This is a genomic window from Marinobacter sp. UBA3604 (genome assembly GCF_002375325.1).
Classification (GTDB): domain Bacteria; phylum Pseudomonadota; class Gammaproteobacteria; order Pseudomonadales; family Oleiphilaceae; genus Marinobacter; species Marinobacter salarius.
Genome location: NZ_DFMB01000021.1, coordinates 93,094 through 118,313 on the forward strand (window position 1 = coordinate 93,094; position 25,220 = coordinate 118,313).

A 25,220-nucleotide genomic window follows, 5' to 3' on the forward strand; every position below is an offset into this window, starting at 1 on the left:
CACTTAACGAATTGGAAAACGGGATAAAACATGTCTGACAAGTACGACGTAATCGTCATTGGCGCTGGCCCGGGCGGCTATGTTGCCGCCATCAAAGCGGCTCAGCTGGGCCTGAAAACCGCGTGCATCGAGTCCTGGACCGATAAAGAAGGCAAGAACCGTCTAGGCGGTACCTGCCTGAATGTGGGCTGCATTCCATCCAAGGCGTTGCTGGAGATTTCCCATAAATATGAGGAAGCCAGCCACGATTTTGCCGAGCAGGGCATTATCGCCAAGGAAGTCGGCTTCGACATCGCCAAGATGATGAAGCGCAAAGAAGGCATCGTGGACCAGTTGACCGGTGGCATCGGCGGCCTGTTCAAGTCCAACGGCGTTACACCGATCTATGGCCACGGGAAACTGTTGGCCAACCGTAACGTGGAAGTGACCGACAAGGATGGCAAGAAAAAAACCTACGAGGCGGAGAACGTGATTATCGCCACGGGTTCACGTCCCATCCAGATTCCACCTGCGCCGTTCGATGGCACGCACATCGTGGACTCTGAGGGCGCTCTGGAATTCACTGAGGTTCCCAAGCGTCTCGGCGTTATCGGGGCAGGTGTTATCGGTCTCGAGCTGGGCAGCGTATGGGCTCGCCTGGGGGCAGAGGTAACCGTACTTGAAGCGGTTGACACCTTCCTGCCAGTCGTTGACCAGCAGGTTGCCAAGGATGCACTGAAACAGTTCCAGAAGCAGGGGCTTAACGTTGTGCTGGGCGCACGTATGACCGGTGCGGAAGTCAAGCGCAAACTGGTTAATGTGACCTATGAAGATTCGAAGGGTAAGCAGGAAGCCAAGTTTGACAAGCTGATCGTCGCCGTTGGCCGTCGCCCATATACCGATAACCTGCTGTCTGAAGACTCCGGTGTTAAGTTGGACGAACGCGGTTTCATCTTCGTGGATGACAACTGTAAAACCGAAGCGCCCGGTGTCTGGGCGGTTGGTGACGTGGTTCGTGGTCCGATGCTGGCCCACAAGGCATCCGAAGAAGGCGTTATGGTTGCTGAGCGTATTGCCGGGCACAAGCCGCAGGTTAACTACGACTGCATCCCGAACGTGATCTACACGTCGCCGGAAGTTGCCTGGGTCGGGAAGACCGAGCAGGAGATGAAAGCGGAAGGTGAGGAGTACAATGTGGGTACTTTCCCATTCGCCGCCAATGGTCGAGCCATGGCAGCGAATGCGGCGTCCGGCATGGTCAAGATCATCGCCGACGCGAAAACCGATCGTATTGTCGGTTTCCACGTGGTGGGTCCCCAGGCCTCTGAAATCGTTGCTCAGGGCGTTATCGCCATGGAGTTTGGTTCCAGTGCCGAAGATCTCGCCCTGACCTGTTTTGCACATCCGACTCTGTCCGAGTCCGTGCATGAAGCGGCTCTGGGTGTTGCCGGCGGAGCGATTCACATCGCCAACCGTCGCAAAAAGAAGTAACGCGAGCCAGGAAACAGGGGCGCCAATGACGGCGCCCCGCTGCTATTAAAACGGCTGGTTTTCGGTCGCGTTAAGGATGCGCTGAGGTGATCCCCGGCGCATCAAACCGAATTCGCACTGCGCGGGTTCAATTTCCGTATGTGGTTATCCTCCATCAGAAAGCGGGACATTAACTATGAATTTGCATGAATATCAGGGCAAACAGCTTTTCGCTGAATATGGCCTGCCAGTATCCAAGGGCATTGCCTGCGATACCCCCAAAGACGCAGTGGCCGCTGCTGACGAAATCGGCGGCGACGCCTGGGTTGTAAAAGCTCAGGTTCACGCTGGTGGCCGCGGCAAGGCCGGCGGTGTAAAACTGGTCAAGAGCAAGGACGATATCCGCGCCTTCGCTGAGAACTGGCTTGGCAAAAATCTGGTGACCTACCAGACCGACGAAAACGGCCAGCCAGTCAGCAAGATTCTTGTTGAGTCCCTTACCGATATCGACCAGGAACTCTACCTGGGCGCGGTTGTTGATCGCGGTACCCGTCGTATCGTGTTCATGGCTTCCACCGAAGGTGGTGTTGAAATCGAAAAGGTTGCCGAAGAAACCCCGGAAAAGATCCTGAAGGCCGAAGTTGACCCACTGGTCGGAGCACAGCCATTCCAGGGGCGCGAACTGGCGTTCAAGCTAGGCCTGGAAGGCAAGCAAATTGGTCAGTTCACCAAGATTTTCCTGGGCCTGGCGAAACTGTTCGAGGAGTGCGATCTGGCGCTGGTTGAGATTAACCCACTGGTTATCACTCCAGCCGGTGACCTGCACTGCCTGGACGCCAAGATTGGCGTTGATGGTAACGCGCTGTACCGTCAGAAGAAGATCCACGAGATGCACGATCCCTCCCAGGAAGATTCCCGGGAAGCGGAAGCTGCCAAGTGGGAACTCAACTACGTGGCGCTGGATGGCAACATCGGCTGCATGGTAAATGGCGCTGGATTGGCCATGGGTACCATGGACATCATCAAGCTGTCCGGCGGCCAGCCTGCGAACTTCCTGGACGTTGGCGGCGGTGCCACCAAGGAACGTGTTTCCGAAGCGTTCAAGATCATCCTGTCTGACGACAACGTGAAAGCGGTACTGGTCAATATCTTCGGCGGCATTGTTCGCTGTGACATGATTGCCGAAGGCATCATCGGCGCCGTAAAAGATGTTGGCGTCAAGGTTCCTGTGGTTGTGCGTCTGGAAGGCAACAACGCCGAGAAGGGCACTAAAGTACTCGCTGACAGTGGCCTGAACATCATTGCCGCCACCAGTCTGTCGAATGCGGCAGAGCAAGTCGTTAAAGCCGCGGGGGGTAAATAATGAGCATCCTGATCAACAAAGACACCAAGGTTATCTGCCAGGGCTTTACCGGCGCACAGGGTACGTTCCACTCTGAGCAGGCCATCGAATATGGCACCAAAATGGTTGGTGGCGTAAGCCCCGGTAAGGGCGGCACCGAACACCTGGGCCTGCCGGTGTTCAACACCGTGCGTGAAGCGGTCGAGAAGACGGGCGCCGAAGCCACCGTAATCTATGTTCCTGCGCCGTTCTGTAAAGACGCCATCGTTGAAGCGGCTGACGCTGGTATCCAACTGATCGTCTGCATCACCGAAGGCATCCCGACCATCGACATGCTCTATGCGAAAGAGTACGTCGATCGCAAGGGTGTTCGCATGATCGGGCCGAACTGCCCGGGTGTGATCACGCCAGGCGAGAGCAAAATCGGTATCATGCCGGGCCACATCCACAAGCCGGGCAAAGTGGGCATCGTGTCCCGCTCAGGTACCCTGACGTACGAAGCGGTCAAGCAAACCACCGACTTCGGTTACGGCCAGTCTACCTGCGTTGGCATCGGTGGTGACCCGATTCCGGGCTCCAACTTCATCGATATCCTGCAGCTGCTGCAGGACGATCCGCAGACAGAAGCCATCGTGATGATCGGCGAGATCGGCGGAACCGCTGAGGAAGAAGCGGCTGCGTTCATCAAGGACAACGTCAGCAAGCCGGTGGTGTCTTACATCGCGGGTGTGACAGCGCCTCCTGGTAAGCGTATGGGCCACGCCGGTGCGATTATCTCCGGTGGTAAGGGTACGGCGGATGAGAAATTCGCGGCTCTGAACGACGCCGGTGTCAAAACTGTGCGCAGCCTGGCTGAAATCGGCAAGGCGCTGAAGGAAGTGACTGGCTGGTAAACTACCGCCGGTGAATGAAAGCCCCCGGGTCTGTTTTGCGGACTGCCGGGGGCTTTTTGTTTTCTGGCGTCAGCGCAGGTTTTTCAATGCCTTCTTAACGCGGGCCACACATAAGACTATAATGCCCGGTCAGCCTGCAATATGATGGCTGTTCCCTATAAATAAAAGGAGTTCATGCTTTGAGTTCTGTCGATTCCCAGCAACGGATTTTGTCCGGCATGCGTCCCACCGGCAAGTTGCACCTCGGCCATTATCACGGTGTTCTGAAGAACTGGGTGAAACTCCAGCATGAATTCGAATGCTTCTTCTTCGTTGCCGACTGGCACGCGTTAACCACCAACTATGATGATCCCAGCGGCATTGAGGATAGCGTCTGGGATATGGTGATCGACTGGCTCGCGGCAGGCGTCAATCCCGGATCCTCAACGATGTTCATCCAGTCCAAGGTGCCGGAACACGCGGAGCTTCATCTTTTACTGTCGATGATTACCCCATTGGGCTGGCTTGAGCGTGTACCCACGTATAAGGATCAGCAGGAAAAACTGCGCGAGAAAGACCTGGCCACCTACGGCTTTCTCGGCTATCCGCTGCTGCAGAGCGCGGACATTCTGATGTATCGGGCCGGTCGGGTACCCGTGGGTGCAGACCAGGTGTCCCATGTGGAAATCACGCGCGAAGTCGCTCGCCGCTTCAATCACATCTACGGCCGTGAGCCGGGATTTGAAGAGCAGGCAGAGGGCGCCATCGTCAAGATGGGCAAGAAAAACGCAAAGCTTTACCGCACCCTGAAGAAGCGTTACCAGGAAGAGGGCGATATGGAAGCCCTGGAAACGGCGCGGGCATTGCTCAAGGAGCAGCAGAACATCTCCCTGGGCGATCGTGAGCGGCTGTACGGTTATATCGAAGGTGGCGGTAAGGTGATCCTTCCGGAGCCCCAGCCCCTGCTGACACCGGAATCGAAGATGCCAGGACTGGACGGCCAGAAAATGTCCAAGTCCTACAACAACTATATCGGTTTGCGCGAAGAGCCTGACAGCGTCGCCCAGAAAATCCGCACCATGCAGACCGACCCCCAGCGGGTACGGCGTACCGATCCGGGCGAACCGGAGAAGTGTCCGGTTTGGGGGCTTCATCAGGTTTATTCCGATGCGGATACCCAGGAATGGGTGCAAACCGGCTGCCGCTCGGCGGGCATTGGTTGCCTGGAATGCAAGAAGCCGCTGATTGACTCGATTATTGAAGAGCAGCGGCCCCTGCATGAACGTGCTCGTGAATATGAAGGCAATCCGGACCTGGTTCACGCCATTATTGAAGAAGGCTGCGAGCATGCCAGGGATGCCGCGAGGGATACCCTTGAGGAAGTTCGGACAGCCATGGGCCTGAACTACCGCTGAGCCCCGACGCTGACAATTCCGGAGAGACCATGACCGAGGACACCACAGGCAATACGACGGCGGATGAGGGAGCTGAGGCGCCCGGCGCGCCTGTTGAGCAGGCGCCACTTGCCCGTGTCTCCGGTAAGCCGGTGGTTGATCTGCCTCGTGACCTGTATATACCTCCCGATGCCCTGGCGGTCTTCCTTGAGGCCTTTGAGGGGCCATTGGATCTGTTGCTGTATCTGATCCGACGTCAGAATATGGACATCCTCGACATTGATGTCAGTGAGATTACCAAGCAGTACATGGATTACATCGGCGCCGTTGAAGCCATGCGGTTCGAGCTGGCCGCAGAGTATCTGGTTATGGCAGCGACCCTGGCGGAGATAAAATCCAGGATGCTGCTGCCGCGACAGGAATCCGAGGACGAAGAGGACATCGATCCGCGAGCGGAGCTGATACGCAGGCTCCAGCAGTATGAGCGCTTCAAGCAGGCCGCGGAAGATATTGACGACTTGCCACGGCTTGAACGGGACAATTTCGTTGCCTCTGCGGCGCTGCCCCGGATGCCTTCCAGTCAGCCCCATCCGGACGTGGACCTGCGGGAAATACTGTTTGCGCTGCAGGGCGTGCTCAAGCGTGCAGACCTGTTTACCAGCCACCACGTGGAGAGGGAGCGTTTATCCACCCGTGAACGTATGTCGGCAATATTGTCGGTCCTGCGGGATGACCAGTTCGTGACATTCGAAAGTCTGTTCACGCCAGAGGAGGGGCGATTGGGGGTCGTGGTGAGTTTTCTGGCGACCCTGGAACTGGTCAAGGAGCAATTGATCGAAGTGGTCCAGGCCGAGGTGCTGGGGCCGATCCATGTCAGGGCGAGAGCGGTATGAACGAGGACAATCTCCGGAAAATACAGGCCATAACCGAAGCTGCATTGCTGGCAGCGGGAAAACCCTTATCGGTCGACCAGTTACGGGATCTTTTCGAAGAAGGTGAGCGCCCGGCCCGTCAGATAATGGAGCATGTACTGGTCTTGCTGGAGCAGTCTTGCCAGGGGCGGGGATTCGAGCTGAAGAAAACCGCCAGTGGTTACCGTCTTCAGGTGCGGGAAGAGTTTGCTCCGTGGGTGGGGCGTTTATTCGAAGAAAAGCCCCAGAGGTACTCCCGAGCACTGCTGGAGACGTTGGCGCTGGTTGCCTATCGCCAGCCCATAACCCGCGGTGAGATTGAGGATATTCGGGGCGTCACCGTCAGCAGCAACATTGTCCGTACGCTGCTTGAGCGGGAGTGGGTGAGGGTAGTCGGGCACCGCGACGTGCCGGGTAGGCCTGCTATGTATGCCACCACCCGTCAGTTTCTGGACTATTTCAATCTGGAAGGTCTGGACCAGATGCCGCCCTTGTCAGAAATCCGGGATCTGGAAGAGATCGGTCGGGAAATCGAAAAGAACATGCAGGCCGAGATCGAATTTGAATCTCCGGCCCGGAATACTGGTGACGATGGGGATGACTCCAATCCCGATAACGCGCCAGGACAAACACTTCACTGATGCCACCGGCGTCAGTCACTCTTTAAGGATAGATCCATGGCGGCCAATCGCCCCAGAAAACCCGAACAGCGGCAGCCGGATGAAACCACCGTTTCCGGCCCGGAGCGCATCCAGAAGCTACTGGCACGAGCCGGTGTGGGATCGCGTCGGGAAGTCGAGTCCTGGATCGAAGCCGGTCGCCTGAGCATCAATGGGAATCCGGTTGAGCCGGGGCAGAAAGTCACGGTTGATGATCGCATTGAGCTGGATGGCAAGCGCCTGGACATTGCGGCCGGGGCCGAGGTGGTCAGGCGTGTACTCATCTACAACAAACCGGAAGGTGAGGTTACCACGCGACGCGACCCGGAAGGACGACCGACGGTATTCGACAGTCTTCCCCGGCTCCGCGATCACCGTTGGATTGCCATTGGGCGACTCGACATCAATACCACCGGTCTGGTGCTGTTCACCACCGACGGGGAACTTGCCAACCGTCTGATGCATCCGTCGCGCCAGATTGATCGAGAGTACGCGGTCAGGGTATTTGGCGAAGTGGATGAGGCGATGATCAAAAGATTGTCTGAGGGCGTGCAGCTCGACGACGGTATGGCGAAGTTTTCGGATATCAGCGAGGCCGGAGGAAAGGGAATCAACCAATGGTTCCATGTGACGCTTCTGGAAGGCCGTAATCGTGAAGTGCGCAGGCTTTGGGAATCCCAGGGTGTGAGGGTCAGCCGCTTGAAGCGTGTGCGCTACGGGCCGATTTTCCTGCCAAGCCGCCTGACGGTTGGTAAGTGGGAAGAGCTGGATCAGAAAGCCGTGGATTCGCTGAGCAAAGCCGTCGATTTGAAGCCTGTGGACATTCCGGCCAAGACGCCGTCTGAGCAAAAGACCCTTGATCGTAAGCGTCGTAAGCAGGCCGGGGCAGGTCCGCGTAAATCAGGCGGCGCGCGATGGCAGGTTGATAGTACTGGCCCGTCGATGGGCCGGAAGTCATCAGGCAAGCCACCGGCAAAGTCTGGAAAACGCTGATCAGTTGCTGATAGCGGCGAAAACCCGTGTGCAATTGCGGCCATGGGCTTTCGCCCGATACAACGCTTCGTCGGCGCGGGCGAGCCACTGGTCGGCGGTCTCGTCTGCCAGTCTCATGGCTACGCCGCAGCTCGCTGTAACCGTTACATTGGTATCCCCGCAGTTCACCACAATGGTGTTGATGAATTCGCGAATACGGTCGCCAACGTCACGAGCGTTCGCCTCGTCGGTATGGGCCAGCAGGATGGCGAACTCTTCCCCACCAAAGCGGTACACACTGTCGGAGTTTCTGACAGCCTTCTCGAGTTCGGCGGCCGCCAGTTTTAGCATGTGATCACCCACGACATGGCCGTACTGGTCATTCACCTGCTTGAAATGATCCAGATCGCACAGGATCAGTGAATACTGCTCTCCATGCCTGTCGCCAAGACAACTGGCGCGGGACAGCGCCTCGTCCATAGCACGCTTGTTGGGAACACCGGTCAGGCAATCCGTCAGTGACGCCTGTTCGATGGCAATAAACTGGCAGGCATTGCGAATGGGGCAGATGGTGGCCGCAAGCATCAGCTCTATGCCTTCGAGCTCCTGTTCCGTGAATTTCTGTCGACGGCTGAGAGAGAGCGTGCCATAGAAACCGCCTTCGAGATTGAGCCGATAATCACAGCTGTGGGGGCCGCCTTTGCCAGTCACATAGACAAAACCCCTTGAACCGATGGTATGCCGATAAGTCAGGCAGTCGTAAGGAACTACGCTGGCGATCTCTTCAGCCAGAATCGCCAGTTGGGTTTCCAGGCTGAGTGTCGTGGACAGTCTTCGGGTCAGCCTTGTGAGCACATCCGGAGATTCATTCCAGTCGCGATGCGCCTGTCTCAGGGCCGCGAGTTTCTGAGGTTGTGGTCCAGACTTGTTGATCGACGGAATCTGTTTCACTTAAAGCTGCCTGTAAAGGTATTTTCTCTGGTTAAGCATAATTGGGGCCAAAAATAAATTAGTGCCCAATAACAGTCAGATATAGCGATTTTGTTCTCGATTTTCCAAGGATTAAAACAGACTTGATGGCGAGCACGTCAAATTTCCGGCATACGTTTGCCGGCATGACCAGATCGTTAAAATGTCCGACAAGGGGATTGGGCTCACGGGTGCCTGTGGTAAACTTCGGCGCTTATTCTTTGCTGCCAGTAGCGAGTGAGCGACCAACTTTATGAGGTTTCAGGCCCCCGAAAGTCTTTCCGAACAGATAGCCCAGCACCTGGGGCAGCGCATTGTGACCGGCGACCTGAGGCCGGGCGAGCGGATCCAGGAACTCAAGGTTGCCGGTGAGCTGAATGTCAGTCGCGGTTCCGTGCGCGAGGCGTTGTTGATTCTCCAACGCCGTCATCTGGTGGATATCTTTCCTCGGCGTGGTGCCGTGGTGTCCCGTTTGACTCCGGAGCTGGTCAACAGCCTCTATGATATCTACATTGATTTGCTGTGCATGCTGGGGCGGAAGGTACTTGAGCGTTGGTCCGGCAGTGAACTGTCTGGCGTTATGGGTCAGGTGCGGGAGCTTCAGGCGGTCATTGATGCACTCAATTCCTCCGGCGGAGATGCTGCCGAGCAGGTCATTGATGCCGGATTCGGAGTAATGCGCTACGCCTATGGGTTGGTGGAAAATCCGTTCCTTGAGGAAACCCTGGAAAACTTCCGGCCTGCGATCAGCCGGACCTATTTCGTCGCACTGGAGAACTTCCGCGATGAACTGGCGGAAACCGGGCGGTTTTTCCGGCAACTTGCGGACGCAGCGGTGCGTGACGACGCCGCCGGCCTTGAAACCGCCATCTGTGAGTTTGGCGAACATCAGCGTGAACAGGTACTGAGTATTCTCAGGGAAGAGGTGAGCGCCTGATATGCGCCTGAAGTCCATCAAGTTATCCGGTTTCAAATCTTTCGTTGACCCGACCACGGTGCCGTTTCCGTCCAACATGACAGCAGTCGTGGGCCCTAACGGTTGTGGCAAGTCCAATATCATCGATGCGGTTCGCTGGGTGATGGGGGAAAGCTCGGCCAAATATCTGCGTGGCGAGTCCATGTCGGACGTTATCTTCAACGGTTCCAGTGCGCGTAAACCGGTTGGCCAGGCGTCCATAGAACTGGTTTTCGACAACAGCGACGGTTCGGCGCCCGGCGAGTTCGTACGTTTCAATGAAATTTCGGTACGCCGCCGTGTTTCCCGTGAGGGGCAGTCGGAATACTTTCTGAACGGCTCCAAATGCCGGAGGCGTGACATTACCGATCTTTTCCTCGGGACCGGGCTGGGCCCCCGCAGCTACGCCATCATCGAGCAGGGAATGATCTCGCGGTTGATCGAGGCCAAGCCGGAAGAGTTGCGAGTGTATATCGAGGAAGCGGCGGGTATCTCCAAGTACAAGGAACGTCGCAAGGAAACCGAAAGCCGCATCCGCCGGACCCAGGAGAACCTGGAACGCCTGACGGATCTTCGGGACGAGCTCGGCAGGCAGCTGCAACACCTTGAGCGTCAGGCTCAGTCGGCGGAAAAGTACAAAGCGTACAAGCAGGAAGAACGCCAGAAAAAGGCCGAGCTGACGGTGTTGCGTTGGCAGTCCCTGGACACCGATCTTCAGACCTGGCGTACCCGTATCCGGGATACCGAGCTCGAACTCGAGAAGCAGCTGTCTGAGCGCGTCAGCCTGGAAACGGCTCTGGAATCCCTGCGGGATGGCCATCAGGAACGTAACGAACATTTCAATCGGGCGCAGGCGCGTTACTACGAAGCCGGTGCCGATATTGCCCGCATTGAGCAGAGCCTTGAGCACCAACGAGAGCGCAGCCGCCAGACGGCCGCGGAACTGGACCAGGCCATGGCCAATCAGCGCGAACTGGCTCGGGAACTGGAACAGGATGAAGAGAAACTGGCGGGCATCCAGGAAGAACTGGATATGTTGGAGCCCGAACAGGAGGCGCTGGTCCTGAAGTCGGAGGAGTCCGGAGAGAAGCTCCAGAGTGCCGAGGATGCCATGAGCGAATGGCAGCACAACTGGGAGGATTTCAGTTCCCGTTCAGCGGATGCGCGCCGACAGGCGGAACTGGCCCAGTCCAGTATCCGTTCCCAGGAAAATGCCATTGAACAACTGCGCACCCGTCAACAACGGCTTCGTGAAGAACAGGATCTGCTTGAAGGACAGGTTGATCGGGCGGAACTGGACGACCTTCTGGAGCAGCAGGAAACCCTGGAGCTGCAGAGGGAGGAAGCCGCGGAGCGAATCAACGTTGTCCAGGACGAACTCCAGGAGGCACGCCACCACCAGCGGGATGCAGATCAGGCTGCCACCGAGGCGCGCCAGCAGGTCCAGAGTCTGAGGGCATCGCTTGAATCCCAGCAGGCCTTGTTGGATGAACAGATGGGCAGCCAGGACGACACCCTACAGGCCTGGCTTAATGAACACAGCCTTAGCGACAGCCCACGACTGGCCACGCAACTTCGTATCGACGATGGCTGGGAATTTGCGGTAGAGCAGGTAATTGGGCGCTTCAGCCAGGGGCTGAGCGTACCGGGGCTGGGAGCAATGCATGCCAACATGGCTGATGCTCCCCGAGGTTTGGCCCTGGTGAATAGTGACTCCAGCGCCAATGGTCCATCAACGGGGCTCGCAAGCAAAGTATCCGGTGCCGGGGGCATGGCATCCTTGCTGGCGCTTGTTGATACCGCGGAGTCCATGGAGGACGCGCTGGAACGGCAGAAAGGTTTGGCGCCGGGCAGGAGTGTCATTACCCCCGAGGGTGCCTGGTTGTCCGCTGACTGGGTGTTGATGCCCGATTCCGACGCGGCCCAGATTGGCGTAATCGAACGCCAGAAGAAAGTCACCGCACTGACAGGAGAGTTAGAGCAGGCGGAAGCCTCGCTGGAAGCCGCCACCGATAATCTGGACCGGTTGCTGGAACAGTCAGAACGGGCGGAAGCTGCCCGGGATGATGCCCAGGGCCGGCTGGCGGATGCTGATCGGGAACTCGCCACCCTGTCATCCAAGATCAGTGGTCTGAAGGCGCGTGCGGAACAGATTGATGCGAGGCTTCAACGCATTCGTGACGATCTTGCTGACGTGTCCATGAATCTTGAGGAGCAACAGGGGCAGCTGCTGGAAACCCGTGAGGAGTGGCAGCAGGCCCTGGCATCGACGGAAGACAGCGATGAAGAGAAGGAGCGGCTGCTTGAGCGTCGGGACGTGTTGCGTGAAAACCTTGACCGGCTTCGCCAGGAGGCTCGGCACGATCGCGATCACGCCCACCAGTTACAACTCCAGCTTCAGTCTTTGAACAGCCAGCGCGATGGCTTGCGCCAGACCATTGATCGAATGCAATTGCAGAAAGAGCGTCTGGACGAGCGACTCGACATTCTCCGTGAAAGCCGCGAAAACGCCGAAGAGCCTATCGAAGATCTGAAAATGCAGCTGGAAGGCCTGCTGGACAGGCGCTTGGCTGAAGAGGAAAAGTTGGGTGCTGCCCGAGACGCGCTTGAAGAAATTGATCAGGAGGTGCGTGATCGGGAGCAAAGTCGCAGCCGCATAGAACATACCATCCAGGACGTCCGTGCCAGCCTCGAGAAGCTGAAAATGGAATCCCAGGCACTGGAGATTCGCGCAGGCAATCATCTGGAGCAGCTCGAGGAACTGGATGTCCGCCTGCAGGAAGTGCTGTCCACGTTGCCTGAAGATGCCAGCGAGCAAGCCTGGGCCGAAGACCTCGAGAAAATCGGGTCCCGGATTCAGCGTCTGGGTGCCATCAACCTTGCGGCCATCGAGGAGTATCAGGTTCAGAGTGAGCGTAAGACCTATCTGGACAGTCAGCATGAAGATCTGATGGAAGCGCTGGAGACCCTGGACAACGCCATACGCAAGATCGATCGCGAAACCCGGCAGCGCTTCAAGGAGACGTTCGATCAGGTCAATGGGGGGCTCCAGGCGCTGTTCCCGAAAGTGTTCGGTGGCGGCAATGCGTACCTTGAGCTTACGGGTGAGGACCTGCTGGAAACGGGGGTTGCCATCATGGCAAGACCGCCGGGCAAGAAAAACAGCACCATTCATTTGCTCTCCGGCGGGGAGAAAGCACTGACGGCCATTGCATTGGTGTTCTCCATCTTCCAGCTTAATCCGGCTCCGTTCTGTATGCTGGATGAGGTGGATGCTCCGTTGGACGACGCTAACGTGGGGCGGTACGCCAACATGGTCAAGGAAATGTCAAAACAGGTACAGTTCATCTACATTACCCACAACAAGATCGCCATGGAAATGGCCGACCAACTGATGGGGGTCACGATGCATGAGCCCGGATGCTCACGGCTGGTATCGGTAGATGTTGACGAGGCTGCCGCGTTGGCTGAAGCATGATGACATGTCGCTGGCGGACAGGCGGTCAAGGTTCGTGCAAAAATGACAAAACTGCCATCTGGCCTGTGTTTGCGTTGTATTCATTACAGGCTTTTCTTAGAGTAGCAACGATATCTGATCTGCAAACAGGACAGCACCACTATGTCTCTTAGGGAATGGTTAATTGCCATCGGTACCCTGGTTATACTCGGTATTGTGATTGATGGCCTGCGCCGGATGAGGCGCGCCCGTAAGGAATCAATCGCGATATCCTCTGGCATGGGCGCGGACGATCTTGACGATTCCCCGTTGGACCAGGACTACAACCCTGAGCTCCCAAATGGTGGGGCGCGAACCATTTCACGTGACACGCTGGAAGAGCGCGGCTACGTCAAACCGGAAAAGAGCCGTTTCGCCAAGCCCGAGCCCAAACCGACCAGGCCGGTGGTCAGCAGCGCCGGCGCGACGGGTAAGGATGACTCCCAAGAGCTGACTGCAGAGCGTGAACCGGAGCCGGAAAATCTGGCCGCCAGTGAACCCAGTGACGTTGACTACGATTCTGACATCGGTTGGGGGGCAGTAGACGAGGAGCCGGAAACCGACATAGCGGATTCTGGCCCGGACCACGAAGAGGTTCCCCCCACGGTAACCACCGAGGTCGAGGAAGACACGGCAAGGCGGGAAGCCACAGCACGGCAATCCGGGCAGCCCCTCGCCGGAGCCAACCGGCCGGAGGCCCGGGAAGTGGTGGTTATCAATGTGTTGGCGAAAAGTGAGCAGAATTTCGAGGGCACCAAACTCAAGGCGCTGTTCGAAGCTTGTGGCCTGGAACATGGCGACATGGATATCTACCATCGCCACGAACAGTCAGATACCACCAGTCCGGTGCAGTTCAGCGTGGCCAGTGCTGTTGAGCCCGGTACCTTCAAGCCCGAGGATATGCCAGCCCTGTCGACGCCGGGTATCAGCTTCTTTATGAGCATGCCCGGGCCTACCAATTCCATGCAGGCCTTTGAGTTCATGCTGGAAACGGCGCAGTGCGTGGTGCGCAATCTTGGCGGTGAACTGAAGGACGAGCGCCGCAGCGTGATGACCCCGCAAACCATTGAACACTGCCGCCAACGCATCCGCGAATTTGAACGTAAACAACGATCCCCCAGACAATGACCAAAGCCTCTCCCGACGTTATCAGCCGGGCCGGAGAACTCCGGGATATCATCACTGAGTATAACTATCAGTACTATGTTCTGGACGATCCCCGGGTTCCGGATGCCGAGTACGACCGCCTGTTTCGGGAATTACAGGACCTCGAAGCGCAATACCCCGATATTGTGACGCCTGATACCCCCACTCGCCGGGTGGGGGCATCGGTGGAAACCACCTTTGAGGAAGTTGTCCATCGTATCCCCATGCTTTCCCTGGACAACGCGTTCAGTGATGAAGAACTGAGGGACTTTGACCGCCGGGTGAGAGATCGGCTCAAGACCGAAGAAGACATTGAGTATGTCTGCGAGCCCAAGCTGGATGGGCTGGCGGTTAGTCTTCATTACGAATCTGGCGTGCTGACCCGGGCCGCTACACGCGGTGATGGCTATACAGGCGAGGATATCACCGCCAACATCCGTACCATCCCGTCGGTGCCCCTGAGACTTCGTGGTGACAACGTCCCTGAGCTGGTGGAGGTCCGGGGAGAGGTGTATATGCCCCGGGAAGGGTTCGAAACCCTGAACAAACGTCTGGCGGACAAGGGAGAGAAGACGTTTGTTAACCCCCGTAATGCTGCCGCCGGCAGTCTGAGACAGAAAAAGCCCACCGTGACGGTCCGACGTCCACTCGAATTGTGCGCCTACAGTGTCGCGCTTGAGGACGAAAGCCGGCTGCCCGCCACCCATTGGGAAGGGCTGCAACAGGTTGGTGCCTGGGGTTTCCGGATCAACCCTGAGATGCGTCGGGCGACCGGCGCGGAGGACTGTCTGCAGGCTTACAATGAGCTGATGGATAAGCGTGCCAGCCTACCTTATGAAATCGATGGCATTGTCTTCAAGGTAAACAGCCTGGCATTGCAGCGGCAGTTGGGGTTCGTCTCCCGTGCCCCCCGATGGGCCATTGCCCAGAAATTTCCGGCGCAGGAAGAACTGACGGTCATTGAAGACGTGGAATTCCAGGTCGGCCGTACTGGCGCGATCACACCAGTCGCCCGGCTCAAGCCGGTATTTGTGGGAGGCGTCACCGTAAGCAATGCCACTCTGCATAATATGGACGAAATCCAGCGACTGGGTGTCCGTATCGGAGACACCGTGTTCGTTCGACGGGCGGGGGATGTGATTCCCCAGGTGGTCAAGGTTGTGACCGAACGTCGCCCTGACAATGCCCGTGAGGTCCAGCTTCCGGACGCCTGCCCGGTATGCCAGTCTGACATTGTGCAGATCGAGGGCGAGGTAGTGGCCCGCTGTTCTGGCGGGCTGTTCTGTCCGGCACAGCGCAAGGAGGCCATCCGGCACTATGCATCCCGAAAGGCGCTGGACATAGAAGGGCTAGGGGACAAGTGGATTGATATTCTGGTGGACAGGGAACTGGTCACCACGGTTGCGGATCTTTACCTGTTAAAGAAAGCCGATTTGACGGGTCTTGAACGTATGGGTGATAAATCCGCGGGTAATCTGATCGATGCCATTAATCGCTCCCGCCACCCGGTCCTTTGGAAATTCCTGTATGCCCTTGGTATTCGGGAGGTGGGCGAGGCAACCGCCAAGGCCCTGGCCAGCCACTTTGGCACCCTGGAAGCCATTGGTGAGGCTGACGAGGATGCCCTGCAGTCGGTGTCTGACGTTGGGCCCATTGTCGCCGGCCACATTCGTAGTTTCTTCGACCAGACCCACAACCAGGAAACCATTCAGGCCCTGAAAGACGCTGGGGTTCAATGGCAGACCGAAGAGATCACTGCCAGTGAAAAGCCGCTGAAGGGAGAGACCTGGGTACTGACGGGGTCACTGTCCGACATGACGAGGGATGACGCCAAGGCAAAATTGGAGTCCCTTGGGGCCAAGGTAGCGGGAAGCGTCTCCGGCAAGACCTCCTGTGTTGTTGCCGGCGAAGCCGCCGGTTCGAAGCTGACGAAGGCCGAGAATTTGGGAGTCCCGGTGATGGACGAGTCCGCCTTCGTCGAATTTCTTGGCACCCACGGCCTGGAATAAACCTCTGGCCACGGCGCACACTATGGTTCGTCCGTGGCCAGAATCTGAGAACTCGCGCAGATCCTGCCTCCGTGAAATTGATTACCATGAGCTTGTTCTGTAACGGTGTGTAAAGCACCTATAAAAACAATGCTCTGAAACGGACTTTTTCATGCGCGCCGATTCGCTCTCTTGCCTCTCCTGTGCTCTTCGCTGTTTTCCTCGCGGGGGCTGTCTTGCCCTGCTGTCACTGATCCTGGTTGTCATTGGCGGTTGCAAGACCGAACAGGACGCCGAAGACCCCTACATTCTGGGAACACCGCCGGACGAAGCTTATCTGGGCGTTGAATACGCCTACAATTTTGGCGCTTTCGACAGCGACGATATTCTCGATTATTCACTCACCAATGCACCGTCCTGGCTGGCGCTGGAAGACACCAGCAACAAGGCACGCCAGGGCGTCATCATGCGGGGCGTTCCGGGGCTGACCGGTGGCTCGAGAGGCCGTGATGACCTCGGCACTACGGAGAACATCACTCTGGTTGGCAATGATGGCCGTGCGGCCGGTACACAGCCATTTGACATTGAGGTCCGGGAAAACGTGCTCAGCCTGGCCATCGACGATTTTACCGAGGGAGAGGCGTTCGAGGCGCCGGAGGAACGGGATAATCGGTGCGAGGCTCCGGAGATCGGAGAAATCGGTCGACAGACATATGAGGTGAACGAGTACGACGATGATGGCGCCGTCGTTAAAACCGTTCAACGCACCAGCGCCACCTATCCCGTTCTTGTGCGGGTACTGCTTGATCAGCCTTCTGTCACCCGTGTGTCGGTGGCCTTTGAGCTGGACTCCAGCTTTAATCCACAACGCTGTGACGAGGATATTGATCCCCCTCATCAGCGTTGTGAAAATGGCGCCGCCAACGACAACGAGGCGATCATCGGCAAGGACATTGTTGGTTTGGGGACGCAGAGCGAACCGACCTTACCAGTGCCTTCCTATCTTCAGTATCAGCCAGACGATGATGGGTTCCTGTCCAAGGGGGTGATTACTCTGGAGCCCGGAATCACCGAATGTTACATCCGCCTGGAAGTTATCGAGGACACCGAGGCCGAACCCCTGGAAACCCTGAACATCCGACTGACCGAGGTGCGGTCCGGCCTCGCCGGGCTTGGCAGTTCCAATTCCGGTGTCAGGGAATTACTGCGGATTGCGGACAATGAGCCAACAGTGCGCCTGGAAACCGAGGCCGGCGGTACCCGCGATGCGCTTAATGTCGGCGAAGTTCGCGAGTATGTTGCTTTAATCAGCGGTGAACGAGCCGGTGCTTATAGCGTGAAACTTGGAGAGGATGATGACTCCGATGTGATTCTGGGCGAGGATTTCCTTGTGGAAGTCCGGGACGGGAATGGCGAGTGGGTGGAAGGGGATCTTCTGACCTTTGCCGAGGGCGTTGAGGAAATGCGCTTTCGTATCCGCATTCCCGACGACTACACCAACGGCCAGCTGGAAAACGATCGTTTCCTTCTTTTGGGTCTGGACGAACGTTATCAGTCCGGAAGGGAGAATTTCGCGGCCTCGGCGGATGCGGACAAACTGAGGGTGAACATCAACGAACTGACTTCACCGATTGAGGTGGGCAACAGTGCGGCCTTTGTTCCCACCGACACGGCCTTCGGGCACAACGGTCGTCTTTTCATTGCAGGCTATCGTATCGATGATGGTGACCGTCCCTGGGTGCGTATCGTCACGCAGAAAGGGGAAGTAACGGAGCAGCCGTTGTCAGAGGCCGCTATTGCCCAGGGTGGGGAACCGGTTATCGGTTTTGTCGAACGTAACTTTAAGGAAGGAGATGACGACGTTACCCGCTACGAATTCGTCGTGTCGTTCGGCAGTGAACAGACACCGGACGGTGCCCCTGGCGGCAATGGTGTGGATGTTCATACCCTGCTTTACTTCTTCGACACCGCTCAGGATCCGGACAGTTATGTGCCGGTTTGGAGCATTGTGACCGGCACATCCGGTGATGATTTTCCCCGATGGACTGGGATTGATGAAGATGGTGGTTACGTCGTGAACGCCGGGGAAACCGATGGCCAGTGGACGAACGAAAACGCTGCTGGTGGTGTGGACAGTTTTCTCCAGAGAATTGACACTACCGTTGACGGCAACTCGGTTGTGCCGGTGGTTGCCTGGATACGACAGGTCGGGTCAGCAGGGCATGATGAGTCGGTTGTAGGAGGCAGTACGTCCACCAGCAGTCCGCTGCTGATCGGGGATTCCTCAGGCGCGGTGAGTGGCCAACCCCAACTTGGCGGAAAAGACGCGTTCTTTTATATTGCCTCCAGCGCAGACAGTACAATTAACGTCAGGCAGCGTGGAACCGCTGGCAACGAAGATCTCTCCGACGGCATCTACGGGACCAACAATGTCTGGTTGGTGGGCCAGAGTACCGGCAACTATAGCGTCGAGTCTGGCGATGGAAACCGCTCACTGAAGCGCCGTCAGATCAACAGCCAGGCCGGGTTTGCATTGTCCTATACGGCGTTGGGAGATGTCACTCGCGCCTTTACGTTCAATGACTTGGATGATGCATCCACTGAGTCTCTACGTGCGGTGCGCACTTACGACCGGGACATTCTGGTTGCAGGAAGTACCAACGGTAATTTCAGCGAAAGCGAGGGAAACAGCCAGACTCATCCGATCCTGGCCAGAATTTCACTGGAAGAAAACAGCGATGATGACACTGACAGCAGCCGGGAATGGAGAACTCAGTTGCCACTGGTTGGTGCTGAGGGTGAAATAGAACGGCTGGAAAACTACCGCGATGACGAAATAACAGCCCTGGTCAAAATCGTCAGTGGTGCCTCTGAGACCTGGGAGGTTCGGCTGTTTACTGGAGAGGGGCTGCCGTTGCATTAATCGAATGCGGGCGATGTGCCCACTGCTATACGCTACCCTCGTGCCGGCTGGCGTTGGCGTACAACTTCAGGTAATCGGTGCTGGTGACGATACCGGCTGACTGGCCCCTCTCATCAACCACCAGGGCCGCATTCAGTTGGTGAGCGAGCATCAGCCTTGCCAACTGGTGGGCATCGGTCTCGGGCGACGAGGTCAGGAAGGCGGGTAGTTCGATATTCACGAAGCTCGCGCTCATGGCGTTTGCATCGGTTTCGTGGAGCCAGGCTAGCAACCAGCGTAGATCCACGAGCCCTGCTACGTTACCGTCTGCGGTAATCACGAGATGGTTGACGCCGTTTTCATCCATGGCTTCCATCGCGTCAGCAACGCTTGCGGTGGCTGGCAGAGAGTGCAGGGCGGGGGTGCAGATCTGGGATACCGGCAGGTAGGCCCGTCGCTCTTTGGGTTCACCGGACGCTGCGGCACCGTATTCCTCAATGGCACGCTGCCGTCCGGAGCGGGCGGCAAGCTGGAACTCGGCGTCGGTTGCCTCACTGTGCTGAACATCGATATTGTGGGATTCGCTCAGTTCTGTAACGTCACCTACGCGGCGGCCCCGGAATATCTCCGGCAGGCGTGTCCCAACGGGTCTGCCGGGTTCACTGACATGAATGGACATAATGATCTGCTCCGGTTACAACAGGGCCTTCTCCGGTTATCGGCAGACAATTTGATTTCTTCAGGCGCTAATAGTTTCCTGCTCTGTTATTTCCACGCGGTGGCAGCGGCCCGTCGCGACCCGTTTTGCCAGGGATCCGGGGAGGCAGACAGGCTGCCCGGAGAGCCGGTCGGCAAGGTACTCTGCGAGCAGGGGAGCGTAACTCAACCCCTTGCTGCCCAAGCCGGTAAACAGGTTGATGCCTTCCAATGGTTGCCCATAAGCGTCCACTAGTGGACCAGCGACCGGCTGATAATCATGGGTTGTGCATCGAAACCCGACTTTGCCATCGAGTTTCGCCGGATCAACGTCGCCTGAATCCCTGTTTACCGAGCCTGGAACCATCGCATCCAGCATTGAAAGGTTATCCCGGTGGCTTTCGGTGGAAAGGGTTGGCGATGAGTCATGAAGATCGAAGGTGGCACCCGCCAGTGTCATGCCACCGTGGGCGGGATTGAGATACCCTGATCCACATACCACTACATCAGGGCAATTGACCGCCTTCGCAGGCAAGTGGGTTACTTGCCCTCGAATCGCACGAAAACGGAAGCCGCCCTTCAACGGAATCAGGTCCGGTGTCTGATGGCCGGCGCATATCACCACCCGGTCGACCACAACATCCTGCTCGCCGTTACCTGCGATATGCCATTTGCCGTTGCAAGGGGTAAGTCGGTGGACGTCAAACCCAAAACATTGAAAGATCCGCTCGTGCTCTATCAAATCCCGGCAAAGGCCGCCGGGTTCAAGCCATCCACTGCGAGGAAACCAGAGGCCTCCCCGAGTCAGCGGAATGCCGGCAAGCTCAGACACCTGTTCCGGGCTGATCTGCTGCAATACGGCGCTTGGATAGTCGTTGCGGGCGATGAAGCGGTTCTGACGGTCTTGCTCGCTATCACTGTGCGCCAGTTGAACAAGCCCGGAAGGATGCCAGTGCTCCCCGCCGAACTGTTGATAGTAACGTTGACTGAACAGCAACGATGAGAGACCGAGCTTTGCCTGATCGTTGAACTCAATGCCCAGTTTGACATACAGCGCACCCTGGATATTGCCAGAGGCGGCTGTTCCAGCCTCTTGAGCCTGGTCAATCACCGTGACATGCAATCCCCGCTCCGCCAGATTCCGGGCGAGCAGGCTGCCGGCAACCCCGGCGCCGATGATGGCAATGGATTCAACATCATTCGCGGCTGGTGGTGTTCCGGGGCTGGTGGCATCACCCAGTGTGCCGGTCAACATGTCCCATTTCTGGCCAAATCCGGTTGCTTTTCGCATGGCGAAACCAGCAGCAATCAGCCGTCGCCGCACCTCGCCAACGGATGTAAAGGTGGCGAGCGTCGCGCCGGGCTTGCTGTGGCCCGGTATCGCGTCGATGATTTCACTTGTCCACATGCCCGGATTTTTGGCGGGCGCGAAACCGTCCAGGAACCAGGCATCCGCCTGAAAATCCAGCTCACGCCAGGCATCGGCCACATCGCCGAAAAAAAGTGTGAGCCTGACACGACCACCGGCGAGCACCAGGCGATGGGTGCCGGAGGTGAGGGCAGGATACTGTTCGAGCAGTTCGTCAGCGTAGGCCTTGAGCTCCGGCCACATCGTAAGTGCTCGGGCAAGGTCCTGCGGAGTCAACGGGTGGCGTTCGGCGGAGACGAAATGCAGGCAACCGTGGCGTGGTGTGGCTGTTTCATTCCAGGCTTGCCAGGCTGCGAGGAAATTCAGGCCAGTGCCAAACCCCGTTTCCGCGATGACGAAGGAGGAGGCTGCGGGCAATAAGGAAAAACGTTCGCTAAGCCGGTTCTGGCCGATAAACACGTATCGCGCTTCTTCAAGACCATTCTCGCTGCAGAAGTAAACATCGCCAAAGCGGCGACAGCGGGGCGCGCCATTGCTCCAATCAATGTCGGCGGTTTCAATGGAGGGGAGGCTGAGGTCAGTCACGATCGTTGTATCCGGTCAGTAGGCTTAACGGGCTACTCTGTCGCGGTATCGGTTTGCCGAACCGAAACGCTACGAATAATGACGGGTTCCTGGGGTACATCCGCCATGCCTCGGGATCTCACCGTTTTCTTGCTGGCGATGGCATCCACGACACCCATTCCCCCTGTTACCTTACCAAATACCGCGTAGCCCGGGCCGCGGACACCTGCGTTCAGGAAATCGTTGTCGGTCAGGTTGATAAAAAACTGGGACGTGGCGGAGTCCGGTGAGCTTGTGCGGGCCATGGCGATGGTTCCGCGAAGGTTTTTGGCGGTTGGCCTGGCTTCGTTCCGGATGGGGCTACGGGTCTGCTTCTGGTTTAGATCCTGATCAAAACCGCCGCCCTGGATCATGAAACCTGGAATGACCCTATGGAACAGCGTTCCCTCGTAGAACCCGTTTTTGGCATAGGTAATAAAATTCTCAACGGTCTCGGGAGCGATGTCCGGGCGCAGAGTCACCTCAATGGCACCTTCGCTGGTTTCAATAATCACCTGGGGCAGCTCATTCTGTTGCCCTTCTGCCGCCAGGCAGTTGCCGATACCCAGCATGAAGGTTACAGATAGAGCGATTTGCATCACATAACGAAACGGTTTTACGAAATTTGTCATTCTATAATGGCTCACGTAGTTAGTTCAGGGAATAGTAGGTAGCTTCGGGAATGTTTGCTGCGATACTGTTCCCATGAATCCAGTCTGTTGCAGGATGTTAGCAGATAATACTTGTCAAGTCGGGCATATTCCCTGCGGAGTTCATGACTATCAGCTAACCTTTTATCGCATCAGTGGCATTGATGCACTCTGACCGGGCCAGGTTGTACGGCAATCACTGTGAAGCTATTGGAGGCATACCTTGAAAATCCGTCAGGGCTTCGAAGAAAAATCCCGTCTCGGTCGGTTGCTGATAAACCGGGGATACCTTTCCGAAATTCAGTTGGAAGAGGGCCTGCGCCTACAGCATGAGACCGGTCAGCGGCTCGGCGAGGTGTTTATACAGTCCGGCTGGATTACCGAGCGCGAGTTGCATCGGGTTCTCAAGCACCAATCCCGTTACCGCAACGCGGCTGCACTGGTCACTATGGCGGTATTGCCTTTTCAGCCATTGGTCAGTTTTGCCGCTGGCAGCACCACGAATGATTCACGAGACGTTACGGACGCCGCGCAATTGTACGAGCGTGCCGGTTTGGCGCCGCTTAATGACGACGAGATGGCCGGCGTGTCGGGGCAGGGTGATCAATCCTTGTTGGATCGTATCGCCACGGTATCTGCCATGACCGGAAGTAACGACGGGACAGGAGAGGTTGATCCGGATGTCATCGAAGGCCTGAAACTAACAGCGAACATTTTCGTGCCGGTGCTGAACTTCCTGGATTCTGATCTGACGATATCCGGTGTGCATTATCGGGATGATGTTCCCCGTTACATGGTTCGTGACGATGGCGGACTCACCCTGGCGTTCCCGGAAAGGATCGAACAGATCCGCATGGACAATATACGGGTCAGCGGCAGTCAGGGACCGTCCATGGGGAACATTGCACTCGACAATATCCGCTTCCATCCCGATTCACAGATGACGATCTATACTCGCTGATGGGATGCGTTGGGCTCCGACGTTTGCGGAGCCCAGAAGCCGTCAGGCGCTCGCCAGAACGGTACGGTGTGATACGGCCTTTTGCTCGCCCTGAGCACCGTAGAGGGTCTGGTGCCCGGAAACGCCGCGGAATATATCAGTAAGACGTGAAAGGCGCTTCTGAAGGTGACTGACAACCCGCCCATTATTGCTATTCAACTGGTGACAGGTCTTAAGGCGTTCGTCGGCCTCCCGCCACAAGTCGTAAACATCTGACAGGCCGGCGCTGAGAATAAACCGTGAGGGTGCTCCGTTTTCAGGTCGAAACCCCATCGACACCAGAAGGCGGATTTTGAGTTTGGCCCGTTCACGAATCTGACCCAACAGAGTGTTTTTCTCGCCAGTCAGTGATTCGAGTTTACGGATATCAGATGTGGAAAGGCAGGCTTTTTCCTGCTGCAGGACGTCCGCCAGGGATTCGAGTTGACGGATATCCTGAGATAAAAGGTCTTTCAGTTCATCAATTGCGGCCATGATCTACTCACCCGAAAATGCTTTCATCCATCTCAAGCATTTTCTGGGCCAGTTTCTCTGCATCAACCTTGTAGGAGCCGCTTTCAAGGGCAGAGCGGATCTGCTCGATACGGTCATCGTCCATTTCCGGATAACTGCCGAGCTTTTGTTCGAGCTGTTTCAGGTTCTTCGCCTGGCTGCTCAAATTGACATTTTCACCACGGGCGCCTTGCGCCTGGGTCTTTGCCTGCTCAGCTGTAGAGGGCTGAGTGCTCTGGGTAGCGGAAGATTTATCGGCCGTGGTTTTCTGGGTGTTGACCTGGCCTGGGCCTATTCCATTAAAGTCAACTGACATAACGTTACCTGCTTAACTGGTCGGCCGCGTTGGGCGGCTCCAAAATTTCATACCTGTCTATCGGCATGGCCTGACGTTTCTTTAGCGATTTTTGCAAGAGTTAAATGACACTCTTGTCATCTTTCCAAAAAACCGGCAACAGATTGCCGTTTCCGGTGAATCAATGCCGGGAACGAGGTTACATGGGAATCTCGACATGCCCGGGAGCAGTCACACGGGCACGCACGGTGCGGGAGGACGAGAGGTTCTCAACCAGAACCTGTTCTCCAATCCCGGCACTAGCCAGGGCCTTACCCCTTGAGTTTACCGAAAAATTTCCGCTGCGGGCGCTGATGATAACATGGTCTCCGCGTTCGATCGCTGCCGGAGCCAGCACCAAATCCGGTGTAAATACGGTACCGGCGTTCACGCCGCGGCGCATTTCCATGCCCATTAACTGGTCGACATTGGTTATTGCGCCCCGTCGAATCGAATTCACCACCACGTTATCCGACTGTATTGCCGCTTTTGTCAGTCGTTCGCCGCGCCCCAGGGGGCGGGCGGCGACCATGGCTTCACCGGTTATCGTGACGGATACCGGAAGGAACATGCGCCAGGGGCGCTCGCCCTCGCAGGAAACCAGTAGCGAGGGTTGGGTGGTTCTCCAGGGGTCGCCGCTGAACGATACGCTGAGTGGGGTATCACAGGTTGCGAGCGAGAGGCGTGCGTCGAGTTGGCCAGTATCGTGGGAAACCGTAAAGCCTTCGTTTGCCTGAGCCTCTGAAAATGCCTCCAGAAATTGTTCCGCGCTGCTTTGAATTTGTTCGGCCGTGGTCGTGGAGGCCATTGCCGGGCCGGCTGTTACGGCGAATAACAATATGATGGCGAAATTGGTAATGCGCATACGCGGCAGTTTGTCCTATGCTGTCATTAACCGGGTAAAGCCCCGAGTTCAGGAATATCCTAATGATTTCCGGATTCGGCCGTTAAGCCTATCGAGTGAGTCAATAAACCGGCACATAGCCGGTTCCACGCGACTTTCTAGAATAACGCAGCAAGA

20 protein-coding genes are annotated in these 25,220 nt (G+C 56.9%); 13 read left to right on the plus strand and 7 right to left on the minus strand.

The window, feature by feature from the left end:
- The first annotated feature begins 30 nt into the window (after positions 1 to 30).
- The 7 genes from lpdA to rluB all read left to right on the plus strand — a co-directional run bounded on the left by lpdA (position 31) and on the right by rluB (position 7,620).
- Positions 31 to 1,470: a dihydrolipoyl dehydrogenase gene (gene lpdA / locus B2590_RS06375; RefSeq protein WP_036208061.1), complete on the plus strand. Its 1,440-nt coding sequence runs from the start codon at positions 31 to 33 to the stop codon at positions 1,468 to 1,470.
- 175 nt (positions 1,471 to 1,645) lie between these two features.
- Entirely contained in the window at positions 1,646 to 2,812 is a 1,167-nt protein-coding gene (sucC, locus tag B2590_RS06380; protein ID WP_036208058.1) for an ADP-forming succinate--CoA ligase subunit beta, read from the plus strand.
- Positions 2,812 to 3,684, plus strand: coding sequence for a succinate--CoA ligase subunit alpha (sucD, locus tag B2590_RS06385; protein WP_036208055.1), 873 nt, complete (start codon positions 2,812 to 2,814; stop codon positions 3,682 to 3,684). Before sucC ends, sucD begins: the two co-directional genes overlap by 1 nt.
- Positions 3,685 to 3,863: 179 nt before the next feature.
- Positions 3,864 to 5,078, plus strand: coding sequence for a tryptophan--tRNA ligase (locus B2590_RS06390; RefSeq protein ID WP_174447630.1), 1,215 nt, complete (start codon positions 3,864 to 3,866; stop codon positions 5,076 to 5,078).
- A 29-nt stretch (positions 5,079 to 5,107) separates the two neighbouring features.
- On the plus strand, positions 5,108 to 5,950 hold the full coding sequence (locus tag B2590_RS06395) for a segregation and condensation protein A (RefSeq protein WP_036208052.1): 843 nt from the start codon (positions 5,108 to 5,110) through the stop codon (positions 5,948 to 5,950).
- Positions 5,947 to 6,609, plus strand: a complete 663-nt coding sequence (gene scpB, locus B2590_RS06400; protein ID WP_041333225.1) for an SMC-Scp complex subunit ScpB — start codon at positions 5,947 to 5,949, stop codon at positions 6,607 to 6,609. The genes B2590_RS06395 and scpB overlap by 4 nt, the downstream gene beginning before the upstream one ends.
- Before the next feature lie 36 nt (positions 6,610 to 6,645).
- Positions 6,646 to 7,620 (plus strand): 23S rRNA pseudouridine(2605) synthase RluB, encoded by a 975-nt coding sequence (gene rluB, locus B2590_RS06405; RefSeq protein WP_286811331.1) that lies wholly within the window; start codon positions 6,646 to 6,648, stop codon positions 7,618 to 7,620.
- Here rluB and B2590_RS06410 read toward each other — a convergent pair whose 3' ends face one another.
- Positions 7,621 to 8,550, minus strand: a complete 930-nt coding sequence (locus tag B2590_RS06410; RefSeq protein ID WP_286811330.1) for a GGDEF domain-containing protein — start codon at positions 8,548 to 8,550, stop codon at positions 7,621 to 7,623.
- Positions 8,551 to 8,821: 271 nt separating this feature from the next.
- Between B2590_RS06410 and B2590_RS06415 the strand changes: the two genes are divergently transcribed.
- From B2590_RS06415 to B2590_RS06435, 5 genes are all read left to right on the plus strand, one after another.
- A complete protein-coding gene (locus B2590_RS06415) occupies positions 8,822 to 9,505 on the plus strand; it encodes a GntR family transcriptional regulator (protein WP_036208039.1) in 684 nt (227 codons plus the stop codon).
- A gap of 1 nt (position 9,506) precedes the next feature.
- Positions 9,507 to 13,001, plus strand: a complete 3,495-nt coding sequence (gene smc / locus B2590_RS06420) for a chromosome segregation protein SMC (protein ID WP_286811328.1) — start codon at positions 9,507 to 9,509, stop codon at positions 12,999 to 13,001.
- A gap of 141 nt (positions 13,002 to 13,142) precedes the next feature.
- Complete coding sequence (zipA, locus tag B2590_RS06425) at positions 13,143 to 14,147, plus strand: cell division protein ZipA (RefSeq protein ID WP_151982052.1); 1,005 nt, start codon at positions 13,143 to 13,145, stop codon at positions 14,145 to 14,147.
- Positions 14,144 to 16,174 carry an NAD-dependent DNA ligase LigA gene (ligA, locus tag B2590_RS06430; RefSeq protein WP_286811326.1) on the plus strand — a complete coding sequence of 677 codons (2,031 nt, stop codon included), beginning with the start codon at positions 14,144 to 14,146 and terminating at the stop codon, positions 16,172 to 16,174. Before zipA ends, ligA begins: the two co-directional genes overlap by 4 nt.
- Positions 16,175 to 16,325: 151 nt before the next feature.
- Positions 16,326 to 19,076 carry a hypothetical protein gene (locus B2590_RS06435; protein WP_286811325.1) on the plus strand — a complete coding sequence of 917 codons (2,751 nt, stop codon included), beginning with the start codon at positions 16,326 to 16,328 and terminating at the stop codon, positions 19,074 to 19,076.
- 25 nt (positions 19,077 to 19,101) lie between these two features.
- Here the strand turns inward: B2590_RS06435 and B2590_RS06440 are convergent, their stop codons facing one another.
- From B2590_RS06440 to B2590_RS06450, 3 genes are read right to left on the minus strand one after another with little or no spacing between them, the layout of a single operon-like run.
- Complete coding sequence (locus B2590_RS06440) at positions 19,102 to 19,734, minus strand: HPP family protein (RefSeq protein ID WP_036208023.1); 633 nt, start codon at positions 19,732 to 19,734, stop codon at positions 19,102 to 19,104.
- A 60-nt stretch (positions 19,735 to 19,794) separates the two neighbouring features.
- Positions 19,795 to 21,708, minus strand: coding sequence for a bifunctional tRNA (5-methylaminomethyl-2-thiouridine)(34)-methyltransferase MnmD/FAD-dependent 5-carboxymethylaminomethyl-2-thiouridine(34) oxidoreductase MnmC (gene mnmC, locus B2590_RS06445; protein ID WP_349677124.1), 1,914 nt, complete (start codon positions 21,706 to 21,708; stop codon positions 19,795 to 19,797).
- Between the two features lie 29 nt (positions 21,709 to 21,737).
- Entirely contained in the window at positions 21,738 to 22,355 is a 618-nt protein-coding gene (locus tag B2590_RS06450) for a peptidylprolyl isomerase (protein ID WP_091642083.1), read from the minus strand.
- A gap of 241 nt (positions 22,356 to 22,596) precedes the next feature.
- Between B2590_RS06450 and B2590_RS06455 the strand changes: the two genes are divergently transcribed.
- Positions 22,597 to 23,334 carry a pilus assembly protein PilB gene (locus B2590_RS06455; protein ID WP_091642086.1) on the plus strand — a complete coding sequence of 246 codons (738 nt, stop codon included), beginning with the start codon at positions 22,597 to 22,599 and terminating at the stop codon, positions 23,332 to 23,334.
- 42 nt (positions 23,335 to 23,376) lie between these two features.
- On the opposite strand, the gene B2590_RS06460 is transcribed toward B2590_RS06455, so the two are convergent.
- The 3 genes from B2590_RS06460 to flgA form a co-directional block, all read right to left on the minus strand.
- A complete protein-coding gene (locus tag B2590_RS06460) occupies positions 23,377 to 23,847 on the minus strand; it encodes a flagella synthesis protein FlgN (RefSeq protein WP_036208010.1) in 471 nt (156 codons plus the stop codon).
- A 7-nt stretch (positions 23,848 to 23,854) separates the two neighbouring features.
- Positions 23,855 to 24,181 carry a flagellar biosynthesis anti-sigma factor FlgM gene (flgM, locus tag B2590_RS06465; RefSeq protein WP_036208006.1) on the minus strand — a complete coding sequence of 109 codons (327 nt, stop codon included), beginning with the start codon at positions 24,179 to 24,181 and terminating at the stop codon, positions 23,855 to 23,857.
- 178 nt (positions 24,182 to 24,359) lie between these two features.
- Positions 24,360 to 25,064 carry a flagellar basal body P-ring formation chaperone FlgA gene (gene flgA / locus B2590_RS06470; RefSeq protein ID WP_091642089.1) on the minus strand — a complete coding sequence of 235 codons (705 nt, stop codon included), beginning with the start codon at positions 25,062 to 25,064 and terminating at the stop codon, positions 24,360 to 24,362.
- Positions 25,065 to 25,220: the final 156 nt, after the last annotated feature.

Excerpts from the sequence above, each read along its gene's own strand:
- lpdA (WP_036208061.1), top strand. The coding sequence starts at position 31 with ATGTCTGACAAGTACGACGTAATCGTCATTGGCGCTGGCCCGGGCGGC.
- sucC (WP_036208058.1), top strand. The coding sequence starts at position 1,646 with ATGAATTTGCATGAATATCAGGGCAAACAGCTTTTCGCTGAATATGGC.
- sucD (WP_036208055.1), top strand. The coding sequence starts at position 2,812 with ATGAGCATCCTGATCAACAAAGACACCAAGGTTATCTGCCAGGGCTTT.
- B2590_RS06395 (WP_036208052.1), top strand. The coding sequence starts at position 5,108 with ATGACCGAGGACACCACAGGCAATACGACGGCGGATGAGGGAGCTGAG.
- scpB (WP_041333225.1), top strand. The coding sequence starts at position 5,947 with ATGAACGAGGACAATCTCCGGAAAATACAGGCCATAACCGAAGCTGCA.
- rluB (WP_286811331.1), top strand. The coding sequence starts at position 6,646 with ATGGCGGCCAATCGCCCCAGAAAACCCGAACAGCGGCAGCCGGATGAA.
- B2590_RS06415 (WP_036208039.1), top strand. The coding sequence starts at position 8,822 with ATGAGGTTTCAGGCCCCCGAAAGTCTTTCCGAACAGATAGCCCAGCAC.
- smc (WP_286811328.1), top strand. The coding sequence starts at position 9,507 with ATGCGCCTGAAGTCCATCAAGTTATCCGGTTTCAAATCTTTCGTTGAC.
- zipA (WP_151982052.1), top strand. The coding sequence starts at position 13,143 with ATGTCTCTTAGGGAATGGTTAATTGCCATCGGTACCCTGGTTATACTC.
- ligA (WP_286811326.1), top strand. The coding sequence starts at position 14,144 with ATGACCAAAGCCTCTCCCGACGTTATCAGCCGGGCCGGAGAACTCCGG.
- B2590_RS06435 (WP_286811325.1), top strand. The coding sequence starts at position 16,326 with ATGCGCGCCGATTCGCTCTCTTGCCTCTCCTGTGCTCTTCGCTGTTTT.
- B2590_RS06440 (WP_036208023.1), bottom strand. The coding sequence starts at position 19,734 with ATGTCCATTCATGTCAGTGAACCCGGCAGACCCGTTGGGACACGCCTG.
- B2590_RS06450 (WP_091642083.1), bottom strand. The coding sequence starts at position 22,355 with ATGACAAATTTCGTAAAACCGTTTCGTTATGTGATGCAAATCGCTCTA.
- B2590_RS06460 (WP_036208010.1), bottom strand. The coding sequence starts at position 23,847 with ATGGCCGCAATTGATGAACTGAAAGACCTTTTATCTCAGGATATCCGT.
- flgM (WP_036208006.1), bottom strand. The coding sequence starts at position 24,181 with ATGTCAGTTGACTTTAATGGAATAGGCCCAGGCCAGGTCAACACCCAG.
- flgA (WP_091642089.1), bottom strand. The coding sequence starts at position 25,064 with ATGCGCATTACCAATTTCGCCATCATATTGTTATTCGCCGTAACAGCC.